The following is a 23,510-nucleotide window of genomic DNA, read 5'->3' as shown; positions in this document are numbered from 1 at the left end:
GAGAAAAGTATGGCGGGTCATTCGAAATGGGCCAACATCAAGCATAAGAAAGCAGCGGCCGATGCCAAGCGTGGCAAGGTCTGGACGCGGCTCATCAAGGAAATCCAGGTCGCGGCGCGCATGGGCGGCGGCGACATCGACTCGAACCCGCGTCTGCGGCTCGCGGTCGACAAGGCGTACGACGCCAACATGCCGAAAGACAACATCAACCGTGCGATCCAGCGCGGTGTCGGCGGCGCGGAAGGCGCGAACTACGAGGAAATCCGCTACGAAGGCTACGGCATCGGCGGCGCGGCGGTGATCGTCGACACGATGACCGACAACCGCACCCGCACGGTCGCGGAAGTGCGTCACGCATTCTCGAAGAACGGCGGCAACATGGGCACCGACGGCTCGGTGTCGTTCATGTTCGATCACGTCGGCCAGTTCCTGTTCGCGCCCGGCACGGCTGAAGACACGCTGATGGAAGCCGCGCTCGAAGCCGGCGCCGACGACGTCGTCACGAACGAGGACGGCAGTATCGAAGTGCTGTGCCCGCCGAACGATTTTTCGAAGGTCAAGGCTGCGCTGGAAGCAGCCGGCTTCAAGGCCGAACTGGCCGAAGTCACGATGAAGCCGCAGACCGAAGTCGAATTCACCGGCGATGACGCGGTCAAGATGCAGAAGCTGCTCGACGCGCTGGAAAATCTGGACGACGTGCAGGAAGTCTATACAAACGCGTCGATCGCCGGCGAGTGAGCGTGTGCCGGCAACGCGTGAAGCGCAGGGTGCGCGTGGCGCGCATCCTGCATGCGGCCTGCAGCAGGCCGCGCCGCGCGAGTGCCGGACTTCGGGTGTCGTTTGTCGTTGCTGTCGATGGTTTATTGCACGGCTGAGCACGATCGCTCGGCCGTTTATGGTTTTCAAGTCTCGGGGATTCACATGAAGTTACTCGTCGTCGGTTCCGGCGGTCGCGAACATGCGCTCGCATGGAAGCTCGCGCAATCGCCGCGGGTCCAGCTCGTCTACGTCGCGCCCGGCAACGGCGGCACCGCTCAGGACGAGCGTCTGCGCAACCTCGACATCACCGAGCCGGCCGCGCTCGCGGATTTCGTCGAAAAGGAACAGATCGCCTTTACGCTGGTCGGGCCGGAAGCGCCGCTCGCGGCCGGCATCGTCAACCTGTTCCGCTCGCGCGGTCTGAAGATCTTCGGGCCGACCAAAGAGGCCGCCCAGCTCGAAAGCTCGAAAGATTTCGCCAAGGCGTTCATGAAGCGCCACGGCATTCCGACCGCCGAATACGAGACCTTCGCCGACGTCGCCGCCGCGCATGCGTATCTGGACGCCAAGGGCGCGCCGATCGTGATCAAGGCCGACGGCCTCGCGGCCGGCAAGGGCGTCGTGGTCGCGCAAACGCTGGAAGAAGCGCACGCCGCGGTCGACATGATGCTGTCGGACAACAAGCTCGGCGATGCCGGCGCGCGCGTCGTGATCGAGGAATTCCTCGCCGGCGAAGAAGCGAGCTTCATCGTGATGGTCGACGGCAAGCACGTGCTGCCGCTCGCCTCGAGCCAGGACCACAAGCGTCTGCTCGACGCCGACCAGGGCCCGAACACCGGCGGCATGGGCGCCTACTCGCCCGCGCCGATCGTCACGCCGCAACTGCATGCGCGCGTGATGCGCGAAATCATTCTGCCGACCGTGCGCGGCATGGAAAAGGAAGGCATCCGCTACACCGGCTTCCTGTACGCGGGTCTGATGATCGACGCGCAAGGCAACCCGAAGACGCTCGAATTCAACTGCCGGATGGGCGACCCGGAAACGCAGCCGATCATGGCGCGTCTGAAGGGCGATTATTCGAAGGTGGTCGAGCAGGCGATCGCCGGCACGCTCGATACCGTCGAGCTCGAATGGGATCGCCGTACCGCGCTGGGTGTCGTGCTCGCCGCGCACAACTATCCGGACACGCCGAGGAAAGGCGACCGCATCAACGGCATTCCCGCCGAAACCGCCGATGCCGTCACGTTCCACGCCGGCACCACGCTGACCGACGGCAAGCTGACCACCTCGGGCGGACGCGTGCTGTGCGTCGTCGGTCTCGCGGATTCGGTGCGCTCCGCGCAGACGGCCGCCTACGATGCGATCAACCAGATCGCCTTCGACGGCATGCAGTATCGCCGCGATATCGGTTATCGCGCGCTGAACCGCAAGCACGACGGCAAGCACTAGGCGCCTGTCGGCCCCGCCCGCGTCCATGCGTCGCGGGGCAAACCGCGCGGGGCCGAACCGCCGGCGCTACACTGTTTTGGCACTCGGCGCGGCCGCCCGGCAAAGCAGGCATGCAGGGTAGTCTTGCCACCAGTTCGGCCGGTAGTTTCGGCAGCCTGAAGTCCTGACGTCCGCGCCTTGCCCCAGCACTGAGCAGCATGCGCGGGCTCGAAATCCGCAAGGCCGGCTAAGCGCCAGTTGAGTGCCAGCTAAGCGCCAGCCAGGCGCCGAGCGCGAGCATAACCGGCGCGCTCCTCCGAAGAACCCCGCGGCACGACCAGCGTGCCGCCCTCAGCATCCGCATTCATGAGCAATTCGAGCTACGACACACAGGCCGTGCGCAGCTGGCTGCAAGGCCTGCAATCGCATATCGCGGACACGCTCGGCGCGTTCGACGGCACACCGCTCGCGACCGACGCGTGGCAGCGCGCGCCCGGCGACAAACTGCGCGGCGGCGGCGTCACGCGGATACTCGAAGGCGGCCAGTTCTTCGAGCGCGCGGGCATCGGCTTCTCGGACGTCGCGGGCGACGCGCTGCCCGGCTCGGCCAGCGCCGCGCGGCCGCAACTGGCGGGCCGCGGCTTCGAGGCGATGGGCGTGTCGCTGGTGCTGCATCCGCGCAATCCGTACTGCCCGACCGTGCACATGAACGTGCGCCTGCTGATCGCAACGAAGCCCGGCGAAGCGCCGGTGTTCTGGTTCGGCGGCGGCATGGACCTGACGCCCTACTACGGCTACGAGGAAGACGCGCGGCATTTCCATCGCGTGTGCCGCGACGCGCTCGATCCGCACGGCGCGGACCTGTACCCGCGCTTCAAGCGCTGGTGCGACGAGTATTTTTTCCTGAAGCACCGCAACGAAGCACGCGGCATCGGCGGAATCTTCTTCGACGATTTCTCGGAGCCGGGCTTCGAGCAATCGTTCGCGATGCTCAAAAGCGTCGGCGACGGTTTTCTGAAGGCCTATCTGCCGATCATCGAGCGCCGCCGCGACACGCCGTACGGCGAAGCCGAGCGCGAATTCCAGGCATACCGGCGCGGCCGCTACGTCGAGTTCAATCTGGTCTTCGACCGTGGCACACTATTTGGGCTGCAAAGCGGCGGACGCACCGAATCGATCCTGATGTCGATGCCGCCGGTGGTGAACTGGCGCTACAACTGGCAGCCCGAGCCGGGCACGCCGGAAGCGCGTTTGTACAGCGATTTTCTCGTGCCGCGCGACTGGGTGTGACGCGCAAGCGCCACACCGCGTTGCCCACGGTCACGACAAAGGACCCTCACCTGAAGCCGAACGCTCATCCTGTCGCCCTGCCCCGCCGGATCGGTCTGCTAGGCGGCACATTCGACCCGATCCACGACGGCCACCTCGCGCTCGCGCGGCGTTTCGCCGACGTGTTGCGGCTGACGGAACTGGTGCTGCTGCCGGCCGGCCAGCCGTGGCAGAAGGCGGAAGTGTCGCCGGCCGAACACCGGCTCGCGATGACCCGCGCAGCCGCCGGCTCGCTCACGCTGCCGGGCGCCACCGTCCGGGTCGCGACCGACGAAATCGAGCACGACGGCCCCACCTACACGGTCGAGACGCTGCAGCGCTGGCGCGAACGCGAAGGCAGCGATGCGTCGATCACACTGCTGATCGGCGCGGATCAACTGGTGCATCTCGACACGTGGCGCGACTGGCGGCGCCTGTTCGAACTCGCGCATATCGGCGTAGCCACGCGGCCTGGCTTCGAACTCGCGTCGATTCCGTCCGTGGTCGCGCAGGAAATCGCCGCGCGCCGTGCCGACGCCGATGTGCTGCAGGCCACGCCCTGCGGTCATCTGCTGATCGATACGACGCTTGCATTCAACGTGTCGGCCACCGACATTCGCGCGCATCTGCGCGAACAGGTGAGCCAGCGGCTCGCGGGCGGCACAACGCAGGATCAGGCCGCAAGCCATGTCCCCACCGCGGTGTGGGACTATATTCTTCAACATCATCTGTACCACCGGTAACTCCATGGATATTCGCAAACTGCAGCGCGTGATCGTCGACGCTCTCGAAGACGTCAAGGCGCAAGACATCAAGGTGTTCAACACCACCCATCTGACCTCGCTGTTCGATCGCGTGATCGTCGCGAGCGGCACCTCGAACCGGCAAACCAAGGCGCTCGCGTCGAGCGTGCGCGAGGGCGTGAAGGAAGCCGGCGGCGAGATCGTCAGCACCGAAGGCGAAGACATCGGCGAATGGGTGCTGGTCGATTGCGGCGACGCGATCGTCCACATCCTGCAGCCGGCGCTGCGCCAGTACTACAACCTCGAGGAAATCTGGGGTGACAAGCCGGTGCGCATCAAGCTGTCGACGCCGAGCCCGTTCGGCGGCGCACGCGCGAACGATGGCGACGATGAGGAAGACGAGGAAGAAGCACCGGCCGCGAAGCCCGCGCGCAAAACGGCCGCTCGCCGCAAGTAAGCGCGTCGCGCCGTATCTTTTCTCGCGATGAAACTGCATATCCTCGCCGTCGGCCACAAGATGCCGGACTGGATCGCGGCCGGCTTCGACGAATACGCGAAACGCATGCCGCCCGAGCTGCGCATCGAGTTGCGCGAACTCAAACCCGAGCAGCGTTCGTCGGGACGGTCCGCTGAAAGCGTGATGGCTGCCGAGCGGCAAAGGATCGAAGCCGCGCTGCCGAAGAACGCGCGCATCGTCGCGCTCGACGAACGCGGCAAGGACTGGACCACGATGCAGCTCGCGGGCGCGCTGCCGGGCTGGCAGCAGGACGGCCGCGACGTGGCGTTTCTGATCGGCGGCGCGGACGGCCTCGATCCCGAGCTGAAGGCGCGTGCCGATACGCTGCTGCGTCTGTCGAGCCTCACGTTGCCGCACGCGATGGTGCGCGTGCTGCTCGCCGAGCAGCTGTATCGCGCGTGGACCATCACGCAAAATCATCCGTATCACCGCGCGTAAGCGCGTAAGCGCATGAAGCACGCGCAAGCGCCGCGCATGGCGGTGGTAATGCACATCACCGATGTACGTTGCGGGCTGCCCGTACCGTCTCATTGCCGCTGTTCGCCGCGCACCCTCTGATCGACACACCCGAACGTATCGCACTGCACCGCGCCGTTAGCGCGCGTGGATCGGTGCATGTGCGTATTTGCGCCGCGCACCGTTTCATGCAACGATCTGCGCGCACGCGCAGCGCAACGACGCGTTGCTTTGCCGCGTTGCTTCGGTCGGTTCACGAAGTTCACGCCGCACCGCTCATTCGCTTACGATCGCCCGCGTTCATCATTACGCTGACCCCGTTCATCGCACTCACCGTACCATCCGCATCCGCTCCATCGAGACTCCGTTCATGCCCACGTCCTTAGCTTCGCCGCATCCGTTCGTCTACCTCGCGTCGCAAAGTCCGCGCCGTCAGGAGCTGTTGCAACAACTCGGCGTACGTTTCGAGCTGCTGCTGCCGCGCCCCGATGAAGATGCCGAAGCGCTAGAAGCCGAACTGCCTGGCGAATCCGCGCACGCCTACGTGCAGCGCGTGTGCATCGCCAAAGCGCACGCGGCGCGCGCACGGCTCGTCGACGGCGGCCATGCGGCGCGGCCGATCCTCGTTGCGGACACCACCGTCACGATCGACGACGCGATTCTCGGCAAGCCCATCGATGCCGACGACGCCGTCGCGATGCTGACCCGCCTCGTGGGCCGCACGCACGAAGTGCTGACCGCGATCGCCGTGATCGATGCCGATGGTGCATTGCTGCCCGCGGCGCTGTCGGTATCGAAGGTGCGTTTTGCTGCAGTGCACGCAGACGCGCTGCGTCGCTACGCGGCCAGCGGCGAACCGCTCGGCAAAGCCGGCGCCTATGGCGTGCAGGGCCGCGCGGCGGAGTTTATCGAGCATATCGACGGGTCCTATTCGGGTATCATGGGTTTGCCGCTTTTTGAAACCGCTGCTCTCCTGCGCGCAGCGCGCATCGACTTCTAGAACAACACCATGAACGAAGAAATCCTGATCAATGTCACGCCGCAGGAAACGCGCGTCGCGCTCGTTCAGCAGGGCGCCGTCCAGGAACTTCACGTCGAACGAACGCTGTCGCGCGGACGCGTCGGCAACGTGTATCTCGGCAAGGTCGTGCGCGTGCTGCCGGGCATGCAATCCGCGTTCATCGACATCGGTCTCGAACGCGCCGCGTTCCTGCACGTCGCCGATATCTGGCATCCGCGCATCGCCGGCGAAGCACCGCATCAGGCACCGCATCAGCCGATCGAAAAGATCGTCTTCGAAGGTCAAACGCTGATGGTCCAGGTCGTCAAGGATCCGATCGGCACCAAGGGCGCGCGGCTGTCCACGCAGGTCAGCATCGCCGGGCGCACGCTCGTGTATCTGCCGCAGGAGCCGCATATCGGCATCTCGCAGAAGATCGAAAGCGAAGCGGAGCGCGAGGCCGTGCGTGCGCGGCTGACCGCCGTGCTGCCCGCCGACGAAAAAGGCGGCTATATCGTGCGCACGATCGCCGAGGATGCAACCAGCGAAGAACTCGCCGCCGACGTCGCGTATCTGCGCAAGACGTGGGCGACGATTCTGTCGCAGGGGCAGCGCATGCCGCCCACCAGCCTGCTCTACCAGGATCTGAATCTCGCGCAACGCGTGCTGCGCGATTTCGTCAACGATGAAACCTCGCGCATCCAGGTCGATTCGCGCGAGACATTCCAGATGCTCGCCGACTTCGCGGCGGAATTCACGCCCGCCGTTTCGTCGAAGCTGCACCACTACACCGGCGAGCGGCCGCTCTTCGATCTGTACAACATCGAGGCCGAAATTCAGCGTGCGCTGTCGCGCCGGGTGGATCTGAAGTCGGGCGGCTATCTGGTGATCGACCAGACCGAGGCGATGACGACGATCGACGTGAACACCGGCGGTTATGTCGGCGCGCGCAATTTCGACGACACGATCTTCAAGACCAACCTCGAAGCCGCGCATACGATCGCGCGACAGTTGCGGCTGCGCAATCTGGGCGGCGTGATCATCATCGATTTCATCGATATGGAAAACGTCGAGCACCGCGATCAGGTGCTCGGCGAATTGAAGAAGGCGTTGTCGCGCGACCGTACGCGTGTGACGGTCAATGGATTTTCTCAGCTCGGGCTCGTCGAGATGACGCGCAAACGCACGCGCGAATCGCTCGCGCATGTGCTGTGCGAACCCTGTCCGGTTTGCCAGGGCAAAGGCCAGGTGAAGACCGCGCGCACGGTTTGCTACGACGTGCTGCGCGAGATTCTGCGCGAATCGCGGCAGTTCAATCCGCGCGAGTTTCGCGTGGTCGCGTCGCAGCAGGTAATCGATCTGTTTCTGGAAGAAGAGTCGCAGCATCTGGCGATGCTGATCGATTTCATCGGCAAGCCGGTGTCGTTGCAGGTGGAATCGAATCTAAGCCAGGAGCAGTACGATATTGTGCTGATGTAAAAAATATTTACTATTATTTTCAATGATTTACGACGAAAATCGCCTCACACCCGCTTCTTGGCTACCCATCTAGCTACCCATCAATGAGGGCAATCGCGGACCGGCGATCGACCGTAGATGGCTAAAGATCTGGTTTCGCGCTTCACCTGCTGTCACCAGCCAATCAACCACCCCAAAAAATCAATCGAACGAGACTTCGGTGGGAAGGAACATGTCAGCTAATCGGTTCCCTTCGACAGGCGCATCAGCCTCAATCGCCTTCCAAACGGCATCGCTGAATCGGCCAGCGATAGGGGTATATTCGAGCGCGTGAAGCAATTCCATTCGGTTTGCCTTGTAACCGCTGAACCTATCCTCAAGTTTGTAGAATCCGATAGCAGTCAGATTGCCCGCCAAGTCACACTCATCGACGTATTTGGTCACTTCGTCTACAAACGACGCTTTGACGGCATACACATCCATGAACGGACCGAAATCATATGTTTCCCGCGCGATATTCTCGTGAAAGATCGGGGCGACGCGATTGTAATAAGCGTAGGCAAACGCGGGGCTAAAATTTTTGGGATTCTGGATGTAACCGATCGAGAATGACAGGCGTTTCAGTTCATAGAGCGCACCGAGTCGTTGGTCCATTTTTTCCTCATTTTGAGGATCGCCACCTAGCCTGCTATTGGCAATTTTTTTGTATGTATTGCGATGGCCACGAGTCTCATCGGGGCGATGCGAACACCCAAAGCTAGAACGGAAGCGGGATGTTTTTTGGCCGCGCGAATTGAGCTTGATTTCGTCGACGACGATCAAACGCGGGCGCCTCTGCGCATCAACGTCATAAAGGCACGAGCGCAACGCCCGCCACCGTCGACGTTGCCGACCCGAGGATTGCACGGCCGAGGATCAGCCGAAAGGTCAACGCTTCGCTACTGACCAGTAGCTTTGCGATGCCAAACATTGCGCACATGATTAACAACTCCAGGAGAGTTTTCTCCTATTCCTGCATTCGTCTCCCCCCCAAAAAAAGCCACCCGAAGGTGGCTCTATTGAAACCAACAGATTTGCCAAGACTTTGTCGGAATAAGACCATTGCTCAGAGCTATCCTATCAGGCGCGCCCATCTCCACAACGGATGTTCCTCAATTCACATCAATGGAAACCAGCACACGACTCTCTTATCTGGATGGGCTTCGTGGAGTCGCAATTCTCCTCGTAGTCCTTTTTCACGCTTACATTCGCTGGCCGGGGATCGTGCCGTTTGGAGAGAGATTCGAGCACGTTCCTTTTCTTCGATACGGATGGGTTGGTGTTCAACTGTTTTTCATGATTTCTGGTTTTGTCATCCTCCTTTCACTGGAGCGAAGCAAAAACATGCTGGATTTCATACTGCGCCGTTGGCTCCGCCTTTTCCCCGCAATGCTGATCGCCACCCTGCTCATACTCGCCACGTCGCGCCTAATTACACATAGACCGGCCGGTCCGGTAGACCCACTCAATACAATTCCAGGGCTATTGCTCATTGAGCCTGGCTGGCTGAACTATGTCCTGGCGACACACTTCCGCGCACTAGAGGGGCCATTCTGGTCGCTCTTCGTTGAGGTCAAGTTCTACGTGATATTTGGGTCGCTATATTTTCTTTTCGGCGCGCGCCGAGCAGTCTCAATCCTATTTTTGCTGTTCGTGATTACCGTCTGCTTTAAGTTCTATATGATCAAGCACCCGCATGCGGATGCCGCAATCTACTGGACCAACTATGCGCTCAAAAGAACCAGCGCTGAGCACTTCGGCTGGTTCACGTTTGGCGCGACGCTCTACCTTTACATGCAAGATCGGTCCCCCCGCACACTGATCGCCGCCGTCGTGTCGGCCGTAATCGCTGTCGCTTTTTTCAACGGCTCGCATTTCATCGAAAAAATACCGCCGGCTCTGATGATCACCCTATTCACCGCTTCGATGACGAACGAAAAAGTCCAGCGTTTTCTAAAGTATAGGGCGTGGCTCATTCTCGGATTGATCAGCTATCCCCTATACCTTATTCACGAGAATGCAGTCGTCTCGATGACGGTGCAGCTAAGGCAGTTGTGCCCGTCGATACCAGCAGCTCTTTTGCCCTTGGGACCGATCATTTTCCTCGCTTGCGTCGCGTGGGTGATCGCGACTTATTTGGAGCCAATGTTGCGCCGAGCTATTCGGTTAGTGTTCCGTCGACTCTCGCTTTTCGCCGCAGCCCTGCGCCGGATCAACACATTCCACGATGTCTAACTGAAAGACCCGCGTCTCAACGGCGTTACCTCATCTGCAGTGCATGTCGTACCGCGGAAGAAATTAAAAGACCGCCCGAGGGCGGCCGTCATATCCGCGCAGTAAAGTCGGCGGCGACCCATCAAAAGGAGGGCGTCTTACTGGATGCTCATCAGCGCCCGCATGACGGCATCCTGCATGGCGGGAGTGATCGCCGCATAGCCGGCGTCATTCGGATGATTGGTATCGTCGGTGTACCTCGTGATGTAGCGCTCCGGTTTCGCGCCATCCCCCAAGGCGGAGGGCCCTGGCGTCCACGTCACCAACCCTTGTCCATTCATCGCTTGCCCGCGCGCGTTAGTGTCCTGTCGGTACACATCGCCGTTCACTGTCTCGATCGGATAACCTGGCGTGTAAGTCAGCGTCCCTTGCGGCCAATTGTCGGCCACGACCGAATGCGGAGCCCAACCTCGAAGGATGATCCGTGTACCGAGAGAACGGGCGAGCTCGATCACTTGCAAGCATTGGCTCCAATTCGTGCGCTGACCGCCCAGCGACGGTATGCCGTCGTTCGGCGACCCCATTGAGAAAATCAGAATGTCGGGCCGAAGGACCGGCAGAAGATACATCGCTCGGTTGAAGTAGCCCAGCGAATTTTGCCCACCAAATCCACCACGCATATGACTGACCTTTGCCTCTCCCAATTGGTTGATCGCAGAGATAGCGCGATATATATCGGACCGGCCGTAGTCTGTTTGGCCCGCGCCGGCTGTGATCGAGTCGCCGCAGTCAGCAACGAGGATTGAGCCATCCTCGCAGATCGCCTCAATGCCCGCGATCGCGCTACGCCCCTGTACCGTCGTCGATGAAAACAGGCCGGGATTCGCCAACGGATCGCTACCCGACTGCTGCCGCGCCGTCCAGAACAGGCCACTATTTTTAGGCTCGCTAGCACGCCATGTCTGATCTTCGTACGGCGTCCAGAATTCCGTATATGCCGGCTGTAGTACCGCATGAACCATGACAGGATAGGTTCCGGGATCGTCAACAGATTCGACGCCGTACACCGGAACCCACGGCCCATATGTGATCGAAGGGTTGGAGTTAGCCGTGTCATTTGCCGGGGCACATGACACGGCGCCGCCTGCGGTCCATTCAACTGCCGTCGAAGATTGTAGCGCCGGTCCGATCGTGTGGGCGGTCGCCGCGTAATGCTGAGCGAAAACGACCAACGTTGAGAGGTGGTTATAGAACACCGCGCGAACAGCAACAGGGCGTGACAGGAATGAGTGGCACACACGGAACATCAGTCCGTTCGTAGCGTCGTTGTTAGCTGTCAGGTACGCTGGTGCATTGATGAACGAGTGGCGGCACTGCTTCGGTGAAATAATATCCGTCATGCAGGTCCTCTTTTTAGTGGACAAGGTTGCGCTACTGATAGAGCGGTATGCTGATACTGCTTCAGCGGCAAACGCTTCTCAAGTGCAAAAAGACCGCTCATGCAATTCACGGGCGGTCTATTTTAAAAAGGCCGTGGACAAAAGCCGCCAAAATCAGCCCATGTACCAGCTACCGTTGTATTGCGTGAAGCTGTACATGGTCTTTTCGGCAAGTGCAACCGCAGCGCCGGTCGGCGTGTTGATCCCGGCTCCGTTGCCGATTATCACGTTGGCGTCACCCAGCACACGGATCGTCTGCCCTTCGGCGCCACCAGTGAAGTTCGTCACCGTCGTGTTGGTCACATAGTCCTGCAGCACGACGAAGCTGGTGCCGGTGACATCGACGACGGTCGATCCATCGGCCGGCCGGATTGCCTGTGGCGGTGCGATTACGCCGGAGCCAAGATAGCCCTGGGTGAGGTAGTTGCCCAAAGCGTTATACACGCCACCGCAATCGATATAGCTGTTGCGCACATTGGCGACCGAGTTGCTGACGTGATCCTCGTAGCCATACTTCTGCTGACTCGTCGCACCGACACCATCCGATCGGCATGAGGAGAACTTGCAGGCAGTCGACGTTGAGCTGGCATAGAAGCCGGAATATGTGCCCGAGTCAGCCAGACTGTTGTTGTAGGCGGTACAGACCGAGCCGATGATGTTGCCATCAATCCAGATGCCCACTCCGCCGTTACTATCCGCGCGGCAAAGCGACATGCGATGACCGGCACCAGCCTGCGGACCGATATAGATGCCACGATCGCCCTGCTCACCGATCACCTGGCACAGGAAGTTGTTGGCGCCATAGACAGCTATCGACGCCCGATACAGGTTCGAATCCGTTACGGAAGAAGCTGACTGTCCCGCGATCTCACAGCGATTCAGAAAGTCGTCGGTGCCGTGCGTCTCCAGCACGCCGGCGACGCTGGTGCGAGCGGCGTTGAGCAAGCAATTTGTAGCAAGGAGATCCTCGAAGACCACGCCCCAACCACTGGTGTGCAAGAAAGCTTGATCTGCAAAATTGTTGGCTGAACAGCATTTGATGGCCGCCCACTTCGTGCTCGCGAAGCGTACCCCCCCACCCGCAAATGCCGCGCCCAAACCCTCGAAGTTAATGCCCTTAACGCTCAGCACGCCACGCTTGAGATCGGTCGGCGTATCGACGACGAATCCGGCTTCCGCCTGCGTGAGAGTCACGCCAGCAAGTGGCCCGCCTGCCTGCGGCAGATAGCCAAAATGTTCGGCGCCACTGATGAGATGCACTCCGTCTCTCAGCAACAAATTGCAGACGTAGTTGCCACCTGGGAACCATACAACGCCGCCGCCACGAGCCGCCAACTCGTCAATCGCGAGTTGAATCGCTGCGCTGTCAATTGTGCAACCGTCACCTTTAGCACCGTATCGTTTGGGATTCGCAAACCCTTCGTCGAGGTCGTCGGCCACCGTGCGTGCGGGACCGCTCGAATATCGATACGCCACCATCGCGGCACCCTTCGCTGGATCTGCAAGATCACGATCATCAATGGCGTGTGAAACCATCTTGACGCCCTTAGTCGCATCCGCGAGGTCCTCAACCGTTGCCCCCTGGTGAACAGCAAGTCGACCTGCGGCGAGGTCCGTCGAAACGTCGGTCGAAACGTACGCTGCTGGTGAAAGCGCAACGTATGCAATCCCACCATTCGTGACAACATCTTTCATCGCCAACGTCATACCGGATATCCACGCGCCACGAACGTTGTACGCTTTCAGCGTGTTGACCGCGTTCGCGACCGATGGCACGACGCCGCCTTCGGTCGTCACCGTGCCGTCAATCCCACCGTGGGCAACCGCGTGTATCAGGTCCGCGTCGACGGACAGCCGATCGATCTTCTGAATTTTGGAAAATGTCATTCCTGAGTCCCCCGGTAGAATAAGAGTCCGCGATCAAATGGTCTTAGTGCGTTCATCAATGTCTATGCTGGACCGCCGCCGTCTCCCGGCCCGCAGGCGCCATTGCGACCGTGGACATACCGGACGAGACGCTTTCCCACGCGTTATATGCATAGACAGTGTACGTTTCTCCATCTTGCGAAATTGTGAACGTGTCTTCCGAGCCGTCATATACAACCGCGCGATCAGACTTGATGACCCTGTAGTCCGTCACGTCCGGATAATTGGCCACGGACATCTGCAAGGTAACTGTGGTGTCGCCTCCGAATACAGAGACAGTCGGCGCAGGAGGTGACTGATTCGTGACCGTGATCGAGCCGAGATTCCCCATATCGTGCTGATGTGAACGCACAATCGGCTTGACAGCCACATTTGCCACGCGGCCGTCAGTGTCATCCATTCCACTCGGATCAACGACGTTTCATTTTGATCACACGCGAAATCTGACCGAGCGTAAAACTACTGTTTTCCACGTACGGTGCGTAATCGACCGGCGCGGTCATTGATGCCTCAGTCACGTAGTCGCCCATATAGCGAAACCGATCGGTTGCGGTCCGGATAAAAACCGGAATGGGATCGGTTTGTCGCGCGAGTGTTCGCCCGGCCGCACGCGCAGCGGCACTGCCATCGCACACGATCACATCCGGCGCATAGGGGTTCAGGTCCTGTCGCAATCGCGCGGCCACAACCTTGCCGCCTTTCACGGGCAGGAATGCCTGTTTGCATCCGCCCGTCACGCGATGGATATCTTCCCGAGAATATTCTTTGCCAACTTCGAACATAGCTTTGCTCCCAAATATGACGCATCACCGAGACCGGTAGCGTCAAGCGGAGCGATGATATCGAGCTATGTCTAAATGCTTTGTAAAGAGTGTGAAGCCCGGGATAAACGCGGGGATAAACGCGGCATGCTGTTTAATCCGGTCTATTCGGATATAGCGCGCTGATGAAATACCCCGTCTGTTTTTAGAAGTTTTTTGTACGGTTGCGGGCAGAATTCAATGCCCAACGTAAGAACCACGATGCGTTGACCAGTCATCGAATCGGGTCATCAATATCGCAGCATTCGCACACTTTTTCAGGTGGTTGCCGCAAGCGCTTGTAGAACGGGCCGAGGCATTTTTAGAGTCGACATAACGCGGAAGTGTATGGCTCTAAAACACGCCGAGGATGCGTTTTTACGAGCGCTTGCGGCAACGTTGCGCTTGCCGGGAAAGGCCAGGCCCCTAGCCGGCCACCTCGCACCCCGCCTCTTCCAGCACCGCCTGCGCGCGCTCGTGCAAATCACCCGGCGCCAATGACGCATCCGGCGTTCTCACCCATGCCGCGATCCGCAGCTTTGCGCCGCCGTCGTGCGGATAATCCGCGACCGTCACCACGGGCGCCAACGTCGCCCCGCTCAACACGCGCGGTTCATCGGCGACGAGTTTCTGCAACTGGCCGATTGCCGCTTCCACATCCTTGCGCCGCGCGAGATCCACTTCGATCTCGATGCGCCGCGTGCCTCCGCTGCTGTAATTGATCACCGGATTGCTCCAGATCTGGCTATTCGGCACGAATACCAGATTGCCGTCGCCGCGTTCGATGCGTGTGGTGAACAGCCCCACTTCGCGCACGATGCCCGCCGCGGCGCCACTGCCTTCAATCACATCGCCGACACGAAACGGCCGCAGCAACAGCAGCATCATGCCGGCCGCGATGTTCTGCAGCGTACCCTGCAGCGCGAGACCGATCGCCAGACCAGCCGCGCCGAGCACCGCCAGCACGCTCGCGGTCGCGATCCCAACTTCGCCGAGCGCCGCGATGAACACGAGCACGCGTATCGCCCATGTGCCCATCGCCGCGAGCATCGGCGCCAGCGTCGGATCCGCGTGCGTGCGCGCGAGCGCCTTCGCGAACATCGCGCCGACACGGTTCGATAGCCACCAGCCGATCACCAGTATCAACACGGCGAGAGCGATATGAATGGCGTCCTGCGTCATCGTGACGAGCAGCGACGGCTGAAGATGAAATAGACGGGCAAGGAGGTCGTTCATCGGTCTCGTGTTTCCGTTGCATTGTCCCGATGCACGAGGGAGCACGATACGTTCCTGTCCATTCGCCTACAGGCCAGGGCATGCGATTTGCGCAGGTTTAGTCATTCGCGCGACCCGTGTGAACCGCAGCGGGATGCTCGTGTGAATCACGGGCGGCTGGCCGCCGCGTTGGAAGGAATACTCGAATGCGTCAAAACGTGCCCAACGGCCTCAGCAGGTTGCGCAGCGTCGCGATCGTCAACGGACGCGAAAACCAGAACCCCTGTGCTTCGTCGCAGCCAAGCGCTTCGAGTTGCGCGGCCTGCGCGGCCGTTTCGACGCCTTCGGCGGTCACCCTCAGCTTCAACGCATGCGCCATCGCGATGATCGCGCCGACCACCGCGGCGCTCTGCGAATCGGTGCTCATGCCGAGCACAAACGAGCGATCGATTTTCAGGCGATTCAGCGGGAAACGCGTCAGATACGCGAGGCTCGAATAGCCGGTACCGAAGTCGTCCACCGCGACTTCGACGCCTAGCGCGCGCAGCGCATGCAGCGTCTGCAACGCCTGATCGATATCGCCGAACAGCACGCCCTCGGTGATCTCGATTTCGAGGTACGACGGATCGAGCGCGGCATCCTCAAGTGCATCGCGAATCGTATCGAACAGGCCTTCACAGTGGAACTGCTGCGGCGATACGTTGACCGCGAAACGCGGCAACGTGCCGGTCTGCCGCAGCAGCACGCCGGCATCGCGACACGCGGTACGGATTACCCATTCGCCGATGCGCTCGATCAGCCCCGCCTCCTCGGCGACCGGCACGAACTCGACCGGGCTGATCATGCCGCGCTGCGGATGCTTCCAGCGCAGCAGCGCCTCGACCTGCGCGATACGGCCCGTCGCGAGCGTGACTTGCGGCTGATACACGAGATGCAATTGATGACGATCGAGTGCGTCGCGCAGCATCGTCGCCAGTTCGAAGCGGCGCGCGGCCTGTCCTTCGAGTTCGGCCGAAAAACGCCGCACCGCATTGCCGTTTACCGCGGACGCCGCCGACAACGCGACGCTCGCGCGCCGCATCAGCGTCGGCGCATCGGCGGCGTCGGCCGGATAGGCAGCGATGCCGATGCTCGCGGTGATCGTCAACGTGGTGCCCGCGTAATCGATCGGCTCGGCGAGACGGCCGAGCGCTTCGGCGGCGAACGCATCGGCGGCCGCGCCGGTTTCGTTGACGAGCAGCGCGAACTGCGTGCCGCCGATCGACGCAATCGTGCCGTCGTGCGGAAACATTCCGCGCAGCCGTTCGCCGACGATCTGCAGCACGAGTTCGGCCGCATGCAGACCGAGCGCATCGCGCAATTTACGCAGGTGATCGAGTTCCGCGATCAGCACGGTGAAGCCGCCGCCACTGCGCCGGCAACGCGTGATCGTCAGTTCGAGCCGTTCCGTGAACAGCGTTTGATTCGGTAGCCGCGTCACGCCATCGTGATGCGCGACGTACCACAGGCGCGCCTCGGATTGCGCATAGCGCGTGATATCGACCGCGATGCCGACGTAGCGCAGCGCCGGGAATGCCGGCGCATGCGCGTGTTCATGTGCATGGGCTCCCAGCGGCGCGAATTCGGAATGAAGCGGCGCGAGCGCGAACGCGACACGGACTTGCGAGCCATTGCGGCGCAGATAAGTCCATTCGCCTTCGTAACGCGAATTCAGCGCCGCGAGCGACGGCAATTCAGCGCGACGTTTGATGAGTTCGGCGGGATCGTGCAGCGATTCGAACGAGCGCCGGCCGATCAGGTCCTGCGCGGTAAAGCCGGTCAGCTTTTCGAACGCGGCGTTCACCGTTTCGAAGATGCCGTCCGCCGTGCAAATGAACATCCCGTAGGGCGCGGCTGCCAGGGCGGCATCGCGCGTGCGTGCATCGACGTGAAAGGGGTCATGCATCGCGCCCGCCTTTGTGCTGGGTATATTGTCCTGGGTAGTCGAAGCGAGTGTGCGCAATCTCGCCGTGCAGCGCAAAACGATCGAATCGGCGTTTTTCACCGGGTCCGGAGCGCGTGGCAATCGTGCGTATGATAGCGGCTTTCACGCGCGGTCCGGCAGGCTAACGCATCGAAAAAAACCCTTGAAATGCAGGTCGAAATGAACTGGGGCGAAGCGCGCGGACCCCGCCCGGGAAACTGCCGCGAAAACTAAGCGCCGCGCGGCAAAGACGTTTCGATGAACACCGCGCACAGCGCCTGCATTCCCTTCGCATCTTCTTCGTCGAAGCGCGCGAGAACCGGACTGTCGACATCCCACACGCCGATCAGCGTGCCGTCCGGCGCGACGAGCGGCACGACGATTTCCGATTGCGACGCCGAATCGCACGCGATATGACCGGGAAACTCATGTACGTCGCGCACGAGCTGGGTCTCGCGCGTTTGCGCGGCCGTGCCGCACACGCCTTTACCGAGCGGAATGCGCACGCACGCGGGTTTGCCCTGAAACGGGCCGACCACGAGTTCGCGGCCATCGTGAAAGTAAAAGCCGGCCCAGTTCAGATCGCTCAGCGAATGAAACACGAGCGATGAAAAATTCGCGGCATTGGCGATCCAGTCGGTTTCGCCGCTGAGCAGCGAGCGCGCCTGCGCGACCAGCTCTTCGTATTGCGCGGCTTTGGACAGATGCGAGGTGGAGGAAACTTCGAACATGACGGTGTCCGTGAGGAAAGCGGAAAGAGAGTGACAACGCGTGCAGTGTAAAGCAAGCCGGTGTTCGGCTCGCCGCGCGGTTTGCGACACGGCGTTTGTCATGCGCGCTTTTGCTTGCGCCGCATCGCCGGTGCTCATGCGGTGATGCGGTCCCTCGTGCTCTCGATGATCGGGCCGTCAGTCACCCCTTCATCGCGCGCCATCTAACCGGCACGATTCGCACGCGTCCCGACAACACGCCAACGCGGACGAATCGCGCATGCACCGCTTTACTGATCCACGCCGATGATCACGCTCGATGCCTTGAAGATCGCCGTCGCCGGCTTGCCGCTCGCGAGGCCGAGACGATCGACGCTGTCGTTCGTCACGATCGCAGCGATCTGCGCGCCGCCCGCGCTGATCGTCACTTCCGCGTTGACCGCGCCCTTGGTCACCGTGGCCACCGTCCCCTCGATGCAGTTGCGCGCCGACACCTGGTGCTTCGCGACGTCGACCATCACGATCACCGACGATGCCTTCACGAGCGCAAACGCCTGCTTGCCCGCGGCCAGTCCGAGCGACTGCGCGCTGCCGTGCGTGATGATCGCGACGATCTCGAGACCGTCCTGAGTGCGCAGCGTGACTTCGTCATTGACCACGCCGTGTTTGACGTCGGTGACCTGGCCGCTGAACTGGTTGCGTGCGCTGGTTTTCATCGTGTGCTCCTGAGGGATCGAAACGCGTCGCAGGCGTGCTACAAAGCGGCGCCGCGAGACGCGAAGGTTGATGGATAAAGCGAATCTGAGCGAACGCGTCTGTGTGAAAGCGCGCTAACGCGCCGCCTACAATAAACGGGCCCTATCGGGATGAAAACACAAAAGCGTGATGTATGGATGATGACAACCCGGCCTGGATACAACGGCCACGGCGAAAATGGCAAGCCATGGGTGCCAAAACGACAGCAACCACGGCAGCGACAACCCCGGCTACCCGCATGAGCACAAGCGTCGCCACGCCATCGACGTCCGCGACAATGTCAAGCCGACGCGCGCACCGCCGACACCGTATTATCGTGCCCTTGGACCCACACGCCCGCCACGCTCCACACGCCCCCTACGCCCCATAAGCCGAACCTTTATGCCTGTCGCCGCTTCTCTCCGTGTTCTCCCCCGCCGCGTCTGGCAAGCCGTCGCGCTGAGCGCCGCGGTCGCGACGCTCGTTGCGTGCAGCAATCCCGCGCCGCCGCGCGACACGCATGCGTTCGTCGACAACGTCTCGGTGTTTCCGCTGACGCACTACGACCAGGATGTCGATCACTGGCTCGATCCGCAAAGCCCCGATTACGACCGGCCGTTCCTCAGCGCCGCCGAGCAACGCGCCCATTTCGACCTGTTGTTCGCGCGCTACTTCGGTACGGACGCGAACGCGCAGTCGCCATGGAATGCCGCGTTTGTGACGGCGCGCGTCTTTAGCGACCGGGGGCAGGACATTGCCGCGCTGCAACAGCGCCGCATCGACAAGTTCGACAACACCGGCAAGCAAGGCAGCGTGATCGGCTACGGCGAAAATTTCCGCCCGCACGACAAGGCGTGGATCGACGCGATCGCGCGCAATATGAACGTCGCGCAATTCACGCAGGCGCCGGTCTATCAACCCGAGCGCCGCGCGATCGCAACCGGCAACCTGATGGTGCGCGAGCTGCCGACCACCGACCCGTCGTTCTACGACCATCGCCTGGCCGGCGAAGGCTATCCGTTCGACAACCTGCAGATCTCGGCCGTGCGCCCCGGCACGCCGCTGTATGTGCTCGGCGGCAGTGCCGACGGCGCGTGGCAGTACGTGCAGACCCCCGACGTGCAGGGCTGGGTACGCAGCGACGGCGTCGCGTTCGCCGACGACCGCTTCGTCGACAGATGGCGCGCGGCGGCCGGCAAGTCGCTGGGCGCGGTGATCGTCGCGTCGGCGGCGATCAGCGACAGCCACGGCGTGTTCCGTTTCGACGCGCCGGCCGGCACGATGCTGCCGCTGGTGTCGGCATCGGCGGTGGCATCGGCGGCGCGCGGCACCGCTGCCGGCGAGGCCGCCAGCAAGGGCACCAGCAACAGCACCAGCGGCGCCACGCCCGACACCGCCAGCGAAAACAGCGCCAACGCCTCCGCGATGCGCCAGCTGCTCGTGCCCGCGCGCGACATCGACGGCCACGCGCTAATCCGCACCGCCTCGCTCGACGACAGCCAGATCGCGCCGATGCCGCTCGCCGCGACGCCGCGCCATCTGGCGACGCTGATGAAGGCGCTGATCGGGCGGCCTTACGGCTGGGGCAACAGCGGGCTCTACAACGACTGCTCGTCGGAATTGCAGAGTATCTTCGCCGCGTTCGGCGTGTGGCTGCCGCGCCATTCGTCGACGCAGATGAGCGCCGGGCGCATGGTCGACCTGTCCGCATCGACGCCCGCCGCGCGGCTCGACTATCTGGCGCAGCATGGCGTGCCGTTTCGCACGCTGATCTATATCGGCGGCCACGTGATGCTGTATATCGGCAACACGACGCGCGACGGCACGGTGGTGCCGGTCGTCTATCAGGACGTATGGGGCTTGCGGCCGGCCGACAACAGCCGGCGCGCGGTGATCGGCGGCTCGGTGATCCTGCCGCTGTACGAGCACATCCCCGAGGACGCGACGCTGCAGTCGCTCGCCGGGACGCACACGTTCCAGGTCAGCATTCTCGGCGCGCCGGCGGGCAGCGCGCCGCCGTCCGCGTCGCCGCCGGACGAGGACAATCCGGCCGGATAGCGCACGAGTCACGACGGAAAAAGGGGGCGCGAGGCATCGGCGCCCTCGCCCTCGCCAAAAAAATATTTTTTTCGGAGTGTCGATCCGGCGGTCACGAACTCGTCGTAACGTTGAAGATCTGGCTTACACGGCCGGTCTTTCCACTGAGGATCCCGTTACTTCAAGGAGTCACCGTCATGTCTAGCGCAGTCAAACCCATCCCGGATGGGATGCATTCCCTCACACCGTACCTGGTCTGCAAGAATGCCTCCGAAGCGATCGCGTTCTACGAGAAAGCCTTCAACGCCGTCGAACAGGTCCGCCTGCCGGGGCCGGACGGCAAGGTAATGCACGCGACGCTGAAAATCGGCGACTCGATGATGATGCTGACCGACGAGTGGCCCGAACATCAGATGTTCGACGCGAACACGCTGAAGGGCACGCCGGTCACGATCCACCTGTACGTACCCGACGTCGACGCCAGCTTCAAGCAGGCGGTCGATGCGGGCGCCACCGCCCGGATGCCCGTCACCGACATGTTCTGGGGCGACCGCTACGGCCAGGTGCAGGACCCGTTCGGCCATAAGTGGTCGATCGCGACGCACAAGCGCGATCTGAGCCCGGAGGAAATCAGGAACGCGATGAGCGCGGAGTGCTCGCCGGACGCGAAGAAGTAAGTAGTTGCCAGCCGGGGGGCGATCGGTGGAGGATTGCGCGGCGGTCGCTGCGTAATCGTTGAGTAAGCGCTGGATGAGCGCGGGGCGGCGGCAAAGCGAGACGCCGCCGCGCCATCTCCCACCTCCCGCTGCCCCGGAGCCGGTCGCGAACCCGGCCTCCAACCCAATCCGCAGCAGTTCCCAAGGAGCAACCTCATGCAGAAAATCGCACCGTGCCTGTGGTTCGACGGCAACGCAGAGGAAGCCGCGAACTTCTATCTGTCCGTGTTTCCGGCATCGCGCATCGCCGCCACGCTGCACCACACGGACGCCAGTCCTGGCCCCAAGGGCGACGTGCTTGCGATCACGTTCGAACTCGACGGCCAGGAATTCATGGCGCTAAACGGCGGCCCGCAGTATCACTTCACGCCGGCGCTGTCGCTGATGGTGCATTGCGCATCGCAAGAGGAAGTCGACCACTACTGGACGACGTTCCTCGACAGCGGCGGCAAGGCCGTGGCCTGCGGCTGGATCGAGGATCGCTACGGCGTGTCGTGGCAGATCGTGCCGGACGGACTACTTGAAATGCTGCGCGACCCGGATCGCGACAAAGCGAATCGCGTGATGGTCTCGATGATGAACATGATCAAGCTCGATATCGCGGAACTCAAAAAAGCGTATCGGGGCGAATAGAACGATCCACGGCGTCCCGCAGCCTGCGCGGACGCCGCGGCCTCGCAGCCCGAGCCTCGCCGTCCCCGCCTCCCGATCTTTTGATAGCATCGGTCTCGACCCATATCGACCCATACACGGTGAGACATCCACGGTGCGCGTCAACCATCACGCTTTTTTCTGCTCGCTGTTTGTCGCGCGTCTCGCCGATCAGATCCTGCTCTTTCTCGTCCCGCTGGTCGTGTTCCAGACGACCCGCCAGGTCTCGTGGTCGGGCCTCGCATTCTTCATCGAAACGCTTCCGCGCTACCTCGTCTTCCCATTTTTCGGCGCCTTGTGCGACCGTTTTCCGCCGCTGAAGCTGATGCGTCTGAGCCAGGCAGTGCGCGCGCTCGCATGCTTCGGCGGCATCGCCGCGTATGTGGCGTTCGGCGGCATCGGCTGGCTGATCGCGTTGTCGGCCGCGTGCGGCGTGCTGACGAGCCAGGGGCTGGTCGCGCGCGAGGTGATGCTGCCGCAGATCTTCAGCACGCAACAGATTCAGCGCGTGCTCGCCTACTCGCAACTGGCCGATCAATTGGGCTTCGTGCTCGGTCCGATGCTGGCCGCGCTGCTGCTCGGCGTGTGGCACTGGGAGTGGGTGGTCGCGGCGACCGGCGTGCTGTTTCTCACCGCCGACGCCGCGCTGTTCGTGTGGCAGCGCGTCAGCGGCTTTCGCGCGCCCGCCGTCGCGACCACACCGGCCGGCCACTGGACGCTGCCGCTGCGCGTCGCGCTCAATCACGTATGGACGCTGCCGGGCCTGAAGAAGGTCATCATGCTCGCGGCCGCGGAAAACCTCGTGATCGGCGTGACGCTCGCGACCTCGGCGGCGATGGTGACGGGCTTGCACGCGCAATCGAACCGCTACTACGCCGGGCTGCAAACGGCCGGCGCAATCGCCACGGTGCTGGTACTGCTGACGGTCGCGCGGGTCGGCTGGCCGCGGCGCGTGCTCGGCCTCGTCGCGTTCGTGACGATCTGCGCGGGCGGCGTAATCGCCGGCGCGAGCGTGGCGCCATGGGGCTATGCGCTCGGCTTCCTGCTGATCGTCGGCTTCGACAAGATGTTCAACGTCTATATTCGCAGCGCGCGTCTGGAGATCATTCCGCCGGAAGACTACGGCAAGACGATCGGCGTCGCGATCCTGCTGAACAATCTGACGCAGCCGCTCGCCGGTTTGCTCGTCAGCGTGTTCTCCGCACGCACGCAAACCGGCCCGCTGATCGTCGCGCTATCGCTGACGATGGGCGGCATCGGCGCGGCGGTATCGGCCGGCTCCGCGCTGCTGCGGCGCAAACGCGCGCTGGTGTTGGAGGAGTGAGCGCGCGACCGGCGAAGGTGTTGATGCTCGCGCGCCGCGCGATCGAAGTTACCCACAGTTTTTGTTGGCAAA

General features: G+C 62.1%; 23 protein-coding genes. 13 read left to right on the top strand and 10 right to left on the bottom strand.

All coding sequences use genetic code 11. The annotated features are described in order from the left end of the window. Window positions 1-9: 9 nt before the first annotated feature. The 8 genes from L0U82_RS05655 (at window position 10) to rng (ending at window position 7,690) form a co-directional block, all read left to right on the top strand. Window positions 10-738, top strand: coding sequence for a YebC/PmpR family DNA-binding transcriptional regulator (locus L0U82_RS05655; RefSeq protein ID WP_233829065.1), 729 nt, complete (start codon window positions 10-12; stop codon window positions 736-738). Window positions 739-921: 183 nt separating this feature from the next. After that, on the top strand, window positions 922-2,208 hold the full coding sequence (gene purD, locus L0U82_RS05650) for a phosphoribosylamine--glycine ligase (protein WP_233829063.1): 1,287 nt from the start codon (window positions 922-924) through the stop codon (window positions 2,206-2,208). A gap of 345 nt (window positions 2,209-2,553) precedes the next feature. Beyond that, window positions 2,554-3,477 (top strand): oxygen-dependent coproporphyrinogen oxidase, encoded by a 924-nt coding sequence (hemF, locus tag L0U82_RS05645; RefSeq protein WP_233829062.1) that lies wholly within the window; start codon window positions 2,554-2,556, stop codon window positions 3,475-3,477. 20 nt (window positions 3,478-3,497) lie between these two features. Then, complete coding sequence (locus L0U82_RS05640; protein WP_233833143.1) at window positions 3,498-4,238, top strand: nicotinate-nucleotide adenylyltransferase; 741 nt, start codon at window positions 3,498-3,500, stop codon at window positions 4,236-4,238. 4 nt (window positions 4,239-4,242) lie between these two features. Beyond that, window positions 4,243-4,695 carry a ribosome silencing factor gene (gene rsfS, locus L0U82_RS05635; RefSeq protein ID WP_233829061.1) on the top strand — a complete coding sequence of 151 codons (453 nt, stop codon included), beginning with the start codon at window positions 4,243-4,245 and terminating at the stop codon, window positions 4,693-4,695. A 27-nt stretch (window positions 4,696-4,722) separates the two neighbouring features. Continuing rightward, window positions 4,723-5,193: a 23S rRNA (pseudouridine(1915)-N(3))-methyltransferase RlmH gene (gene rlmH, locus L0U82_RS05630; protein WP_233829060.1), complete on the top strand. Its 471-nt coding sequence runs from the start codon at window positions 4,723-4,725 to the stop codon at window positions 5,191-5,193. A gap of 388 nt (window positions 5,194-5,581) precedes the next feature. Next, window positions 5,582-6,211, top strand: coding sequence for a Maf family protein (locus tag L0U82_RS05625; protein ID WP_233829059.1), 630 nt, complete (start codon window positions 5,582-5,584; stop codon window positions 6,209-6,211). A 9-nt stretch (window positions 6,212-6,220) separates the two neighbouring features. Next, window positions 6,221-7,690 (top strand): ribonuclease G, encoded by a 1,470-nt coding sequence (rng, locus tag L0U82_RS05620; protein ID WP_233829058.1) that lies wholly within the window; start codon window positions 6,221-6,223, stop codon window positions 7,688-7,690. A gap of 180 nt (window positions 7,691-7,870) precedes the next feature. Here the strand turns inward: rng and L0U82_RS05615 are convergent, their stop codons facing one another. Then, window positions 7,871-8,491 (bottom strand): hypothetical protein, encoded by a 621-nt coding sequence (locus L0U82_RS05615; protein ID WP_233829057.1) that lies wholly within the window; start codon window positions 8,489-8,491, stop codon window positions 7,871-7,873. Window positions 8,492-8,516: 25 nt separating this feature from the next. Next, on the bottom strand, window positions 8,517-8,639 hold the full coding sequence (locus tag L0U82_RS05610) for a phage holin family protein (RefSeq protein WP_233833141.1): 123 nt from the start codon (window positions 8,637-8,639) through the stop codon (window positions 8,517-8,519). A 194-nt stretch (window positions 8,640-8,833) separates the two neighbouring features. On the opposite strand from L0U82_RS05610, the gene L0U82_RS05605 reads away from it, so the two are divergent. After that, complete coding sequence (locus L0U82_RS05605) at window positions 8,834-9,943, top strand: acyltransferase family protein (RefSeq protein WP_233829056.1); 1,110 nt, start codon at window positions 8,834-8,836, stop codon at window positions 9,941-9,943. 137 nt (window positions 9,944-10,080) lie between these two features. On the opposite strand, the gene L0U82_RS05600 is transcribed toward L0U82_RS05605, so the two are convergent. From L0U82_RS05600 to L0U82_RS05565, 8 genes are all read right to left on the bottom strand, one after another. Further along, window positions 10,081-11,322, bottom strand: a complete 1,242-nt coding sequence (locus L0U82_RS05600; RefSeq protein WP_233829055.1) for an SGNH/GDSL hydrolase family protein — start codon at window positions 11,320-11,322, stop codon at window positions 10,081-10,083. Between the two features lie 153 nt (window positions 11,323-11,475). After that, the gene (locus tag L0U82_RS05595; RefSeq protein ID WP_233829054.1) at window positions 11,476-13,248 is read right to left on the bottom strand and encodes a glycoside hydrolase family 55 protein; all 1,773 of its coding nucleotides are present in this window, start codon (window positions 13,246-13,248) and stop codon (window positions 11,476-11,478) included. A gap of 55 nt (window positions 13,249-13,303) precedes the next feature. After that, on the bottom strand, window positions 13,304-13,687 hold the full coding sequence (locus L0U82_RS05590) for a hypothetical protein (RefSeq protein ID WP_233829053.1): 384 nt from the start codon (window positions 13,685-13,687) through the stop codon (window positions 13,304-13,306). 10 nt (window positions 13,688-13,697) lie between these two features. Continuing rightward, entirely contained in the window at window positions 13,698-14,069 is a 372-nt protein-coding gene (locus L0U82_RS05585; protein WP_233829052.1) for a hypothetical protein, read from the bottom strand. A 444-nt stretch (window positions 14,070-14,513) separates the two neighbouring features. Next, the gene (locus L0U82_RS05580) at window positions 14,514-15,323 is read right to left on the bottom strand and encodes a mechanosensitive ion channel family protein (protein WP_233829051.1); all 810 of its coding nucleotides are present in this window, start codon (window positions 15,321-15,323) and stop codon (window positions 14,514-14,516) included. Window positions 15,324-15,513: 190 nt separating this feature from the next. Then, a complete protein-coding gene (locus tag L0U82_RS05575) occupies window positions 15,514-17,247 on the bottom strand; it encodes a putative bifunctional diguanylate cyclase/phosphodiesterase (RefSeq protein ID WP_233829050.1) in 1,734 nt (577 codons plus the stop codon). Between the two features lie 248 nt (window positions 17,248-17,495). Beyond that, the gene (locus L0U82_RS05570) at window positions 17,496-17,996 is read right to left on the bottom strand and encodes a GAF domain-containing protein (protein ID WP_233829049.1); all 501 of its coding nucleotides are present in this window, start codon (window positions 17,994-17,996) and stop codon (window positions 17,496-17,498) included. A 269-nt stretch (window positions 17,997-18,265) separates the two neighbouring features. After that, window positions 18,266-18,691 (bottom strand): TOBE domain-containing protein, encoded by a 426-nt coding sequence (locus tag L0U82_RS05565; RefSeq protein ID WP_233829048.1) that lies wholly within the window; start codon window positions 18,689-18,691, stop codon window positions 18,266-18,268. Window positions 18,692-19,112: 421 nt separating this feature from the next. Between L0U82_RS05565 and L0U82_RS05560 the strand changes: the two genes are divergently transcribed. The 4 genes from L0U82_RS05560 to L0U82_RS05545 all read left to right on the top strand — a co-directional run bounded on the left by L0U82_RS05560 (window position 19,113) and on the right by L0U82_RS05545 (window position 23,438). Then, window positions 19,113-20,768, top strand: coding sequence for an SH3 domain-containing C40 family peptidase (locus L0U82_RS05560; RefSeq protein WP_233829047.1), 1,656 nt, complete (start codon window positions 19,113-19,115; stop codon window positions 20,766-20,768). Between the two features lie 176 nt (window positions 20,769-20,944). Continuing rightward, window positions 20,945-21,424 carry a VOC family protein gene (locus L0U82_RS05555; RefSeq protein WP_233829046.1) on the top strand — a complete coding sequence of 160 codons (480 nt, stop codon included), beginning with the start codon at window positions 20,945-20,947 and terminating at the stop codon, window positions 21,422-21,424. Between the two features lie 195 nt (window positions 21,425-21,619). Beyond that, entirely contained in the window at window positions 21,620-22,096 is a 477-nt protein-coding gene (locus L0U82_RS05550; RefSeq protein WP_233829044.1) for a VOC family protein, read from the top strand. A 133-nt stretch (window positions 22,097-22,229) separates the two neighbouring features. Further along, entirely contained in the window at window positions 22,230-23,438 is a 1,209-nt protein-coding gene (locus L0U82_RS05545; protein ID WP_233829043.1) for an MFS transporter, read from the top strand. Window positions 23,439-23,510 lie beyond the last annotated feature (72 nt).

The organism is Paraburkholderia sp. ZP32-5, from assembly GCF_021390495.1.
GTDB lineage: Bacteria > Pseudomonadota > Gammaproteobacteria > Burkholderiales > Burkholderiaceae > Paraburkholderia.
Note: the sequence above shows the minus strand (reverse complement) of the source record. Positions and strands in the feature narration are given on the sequence as shown.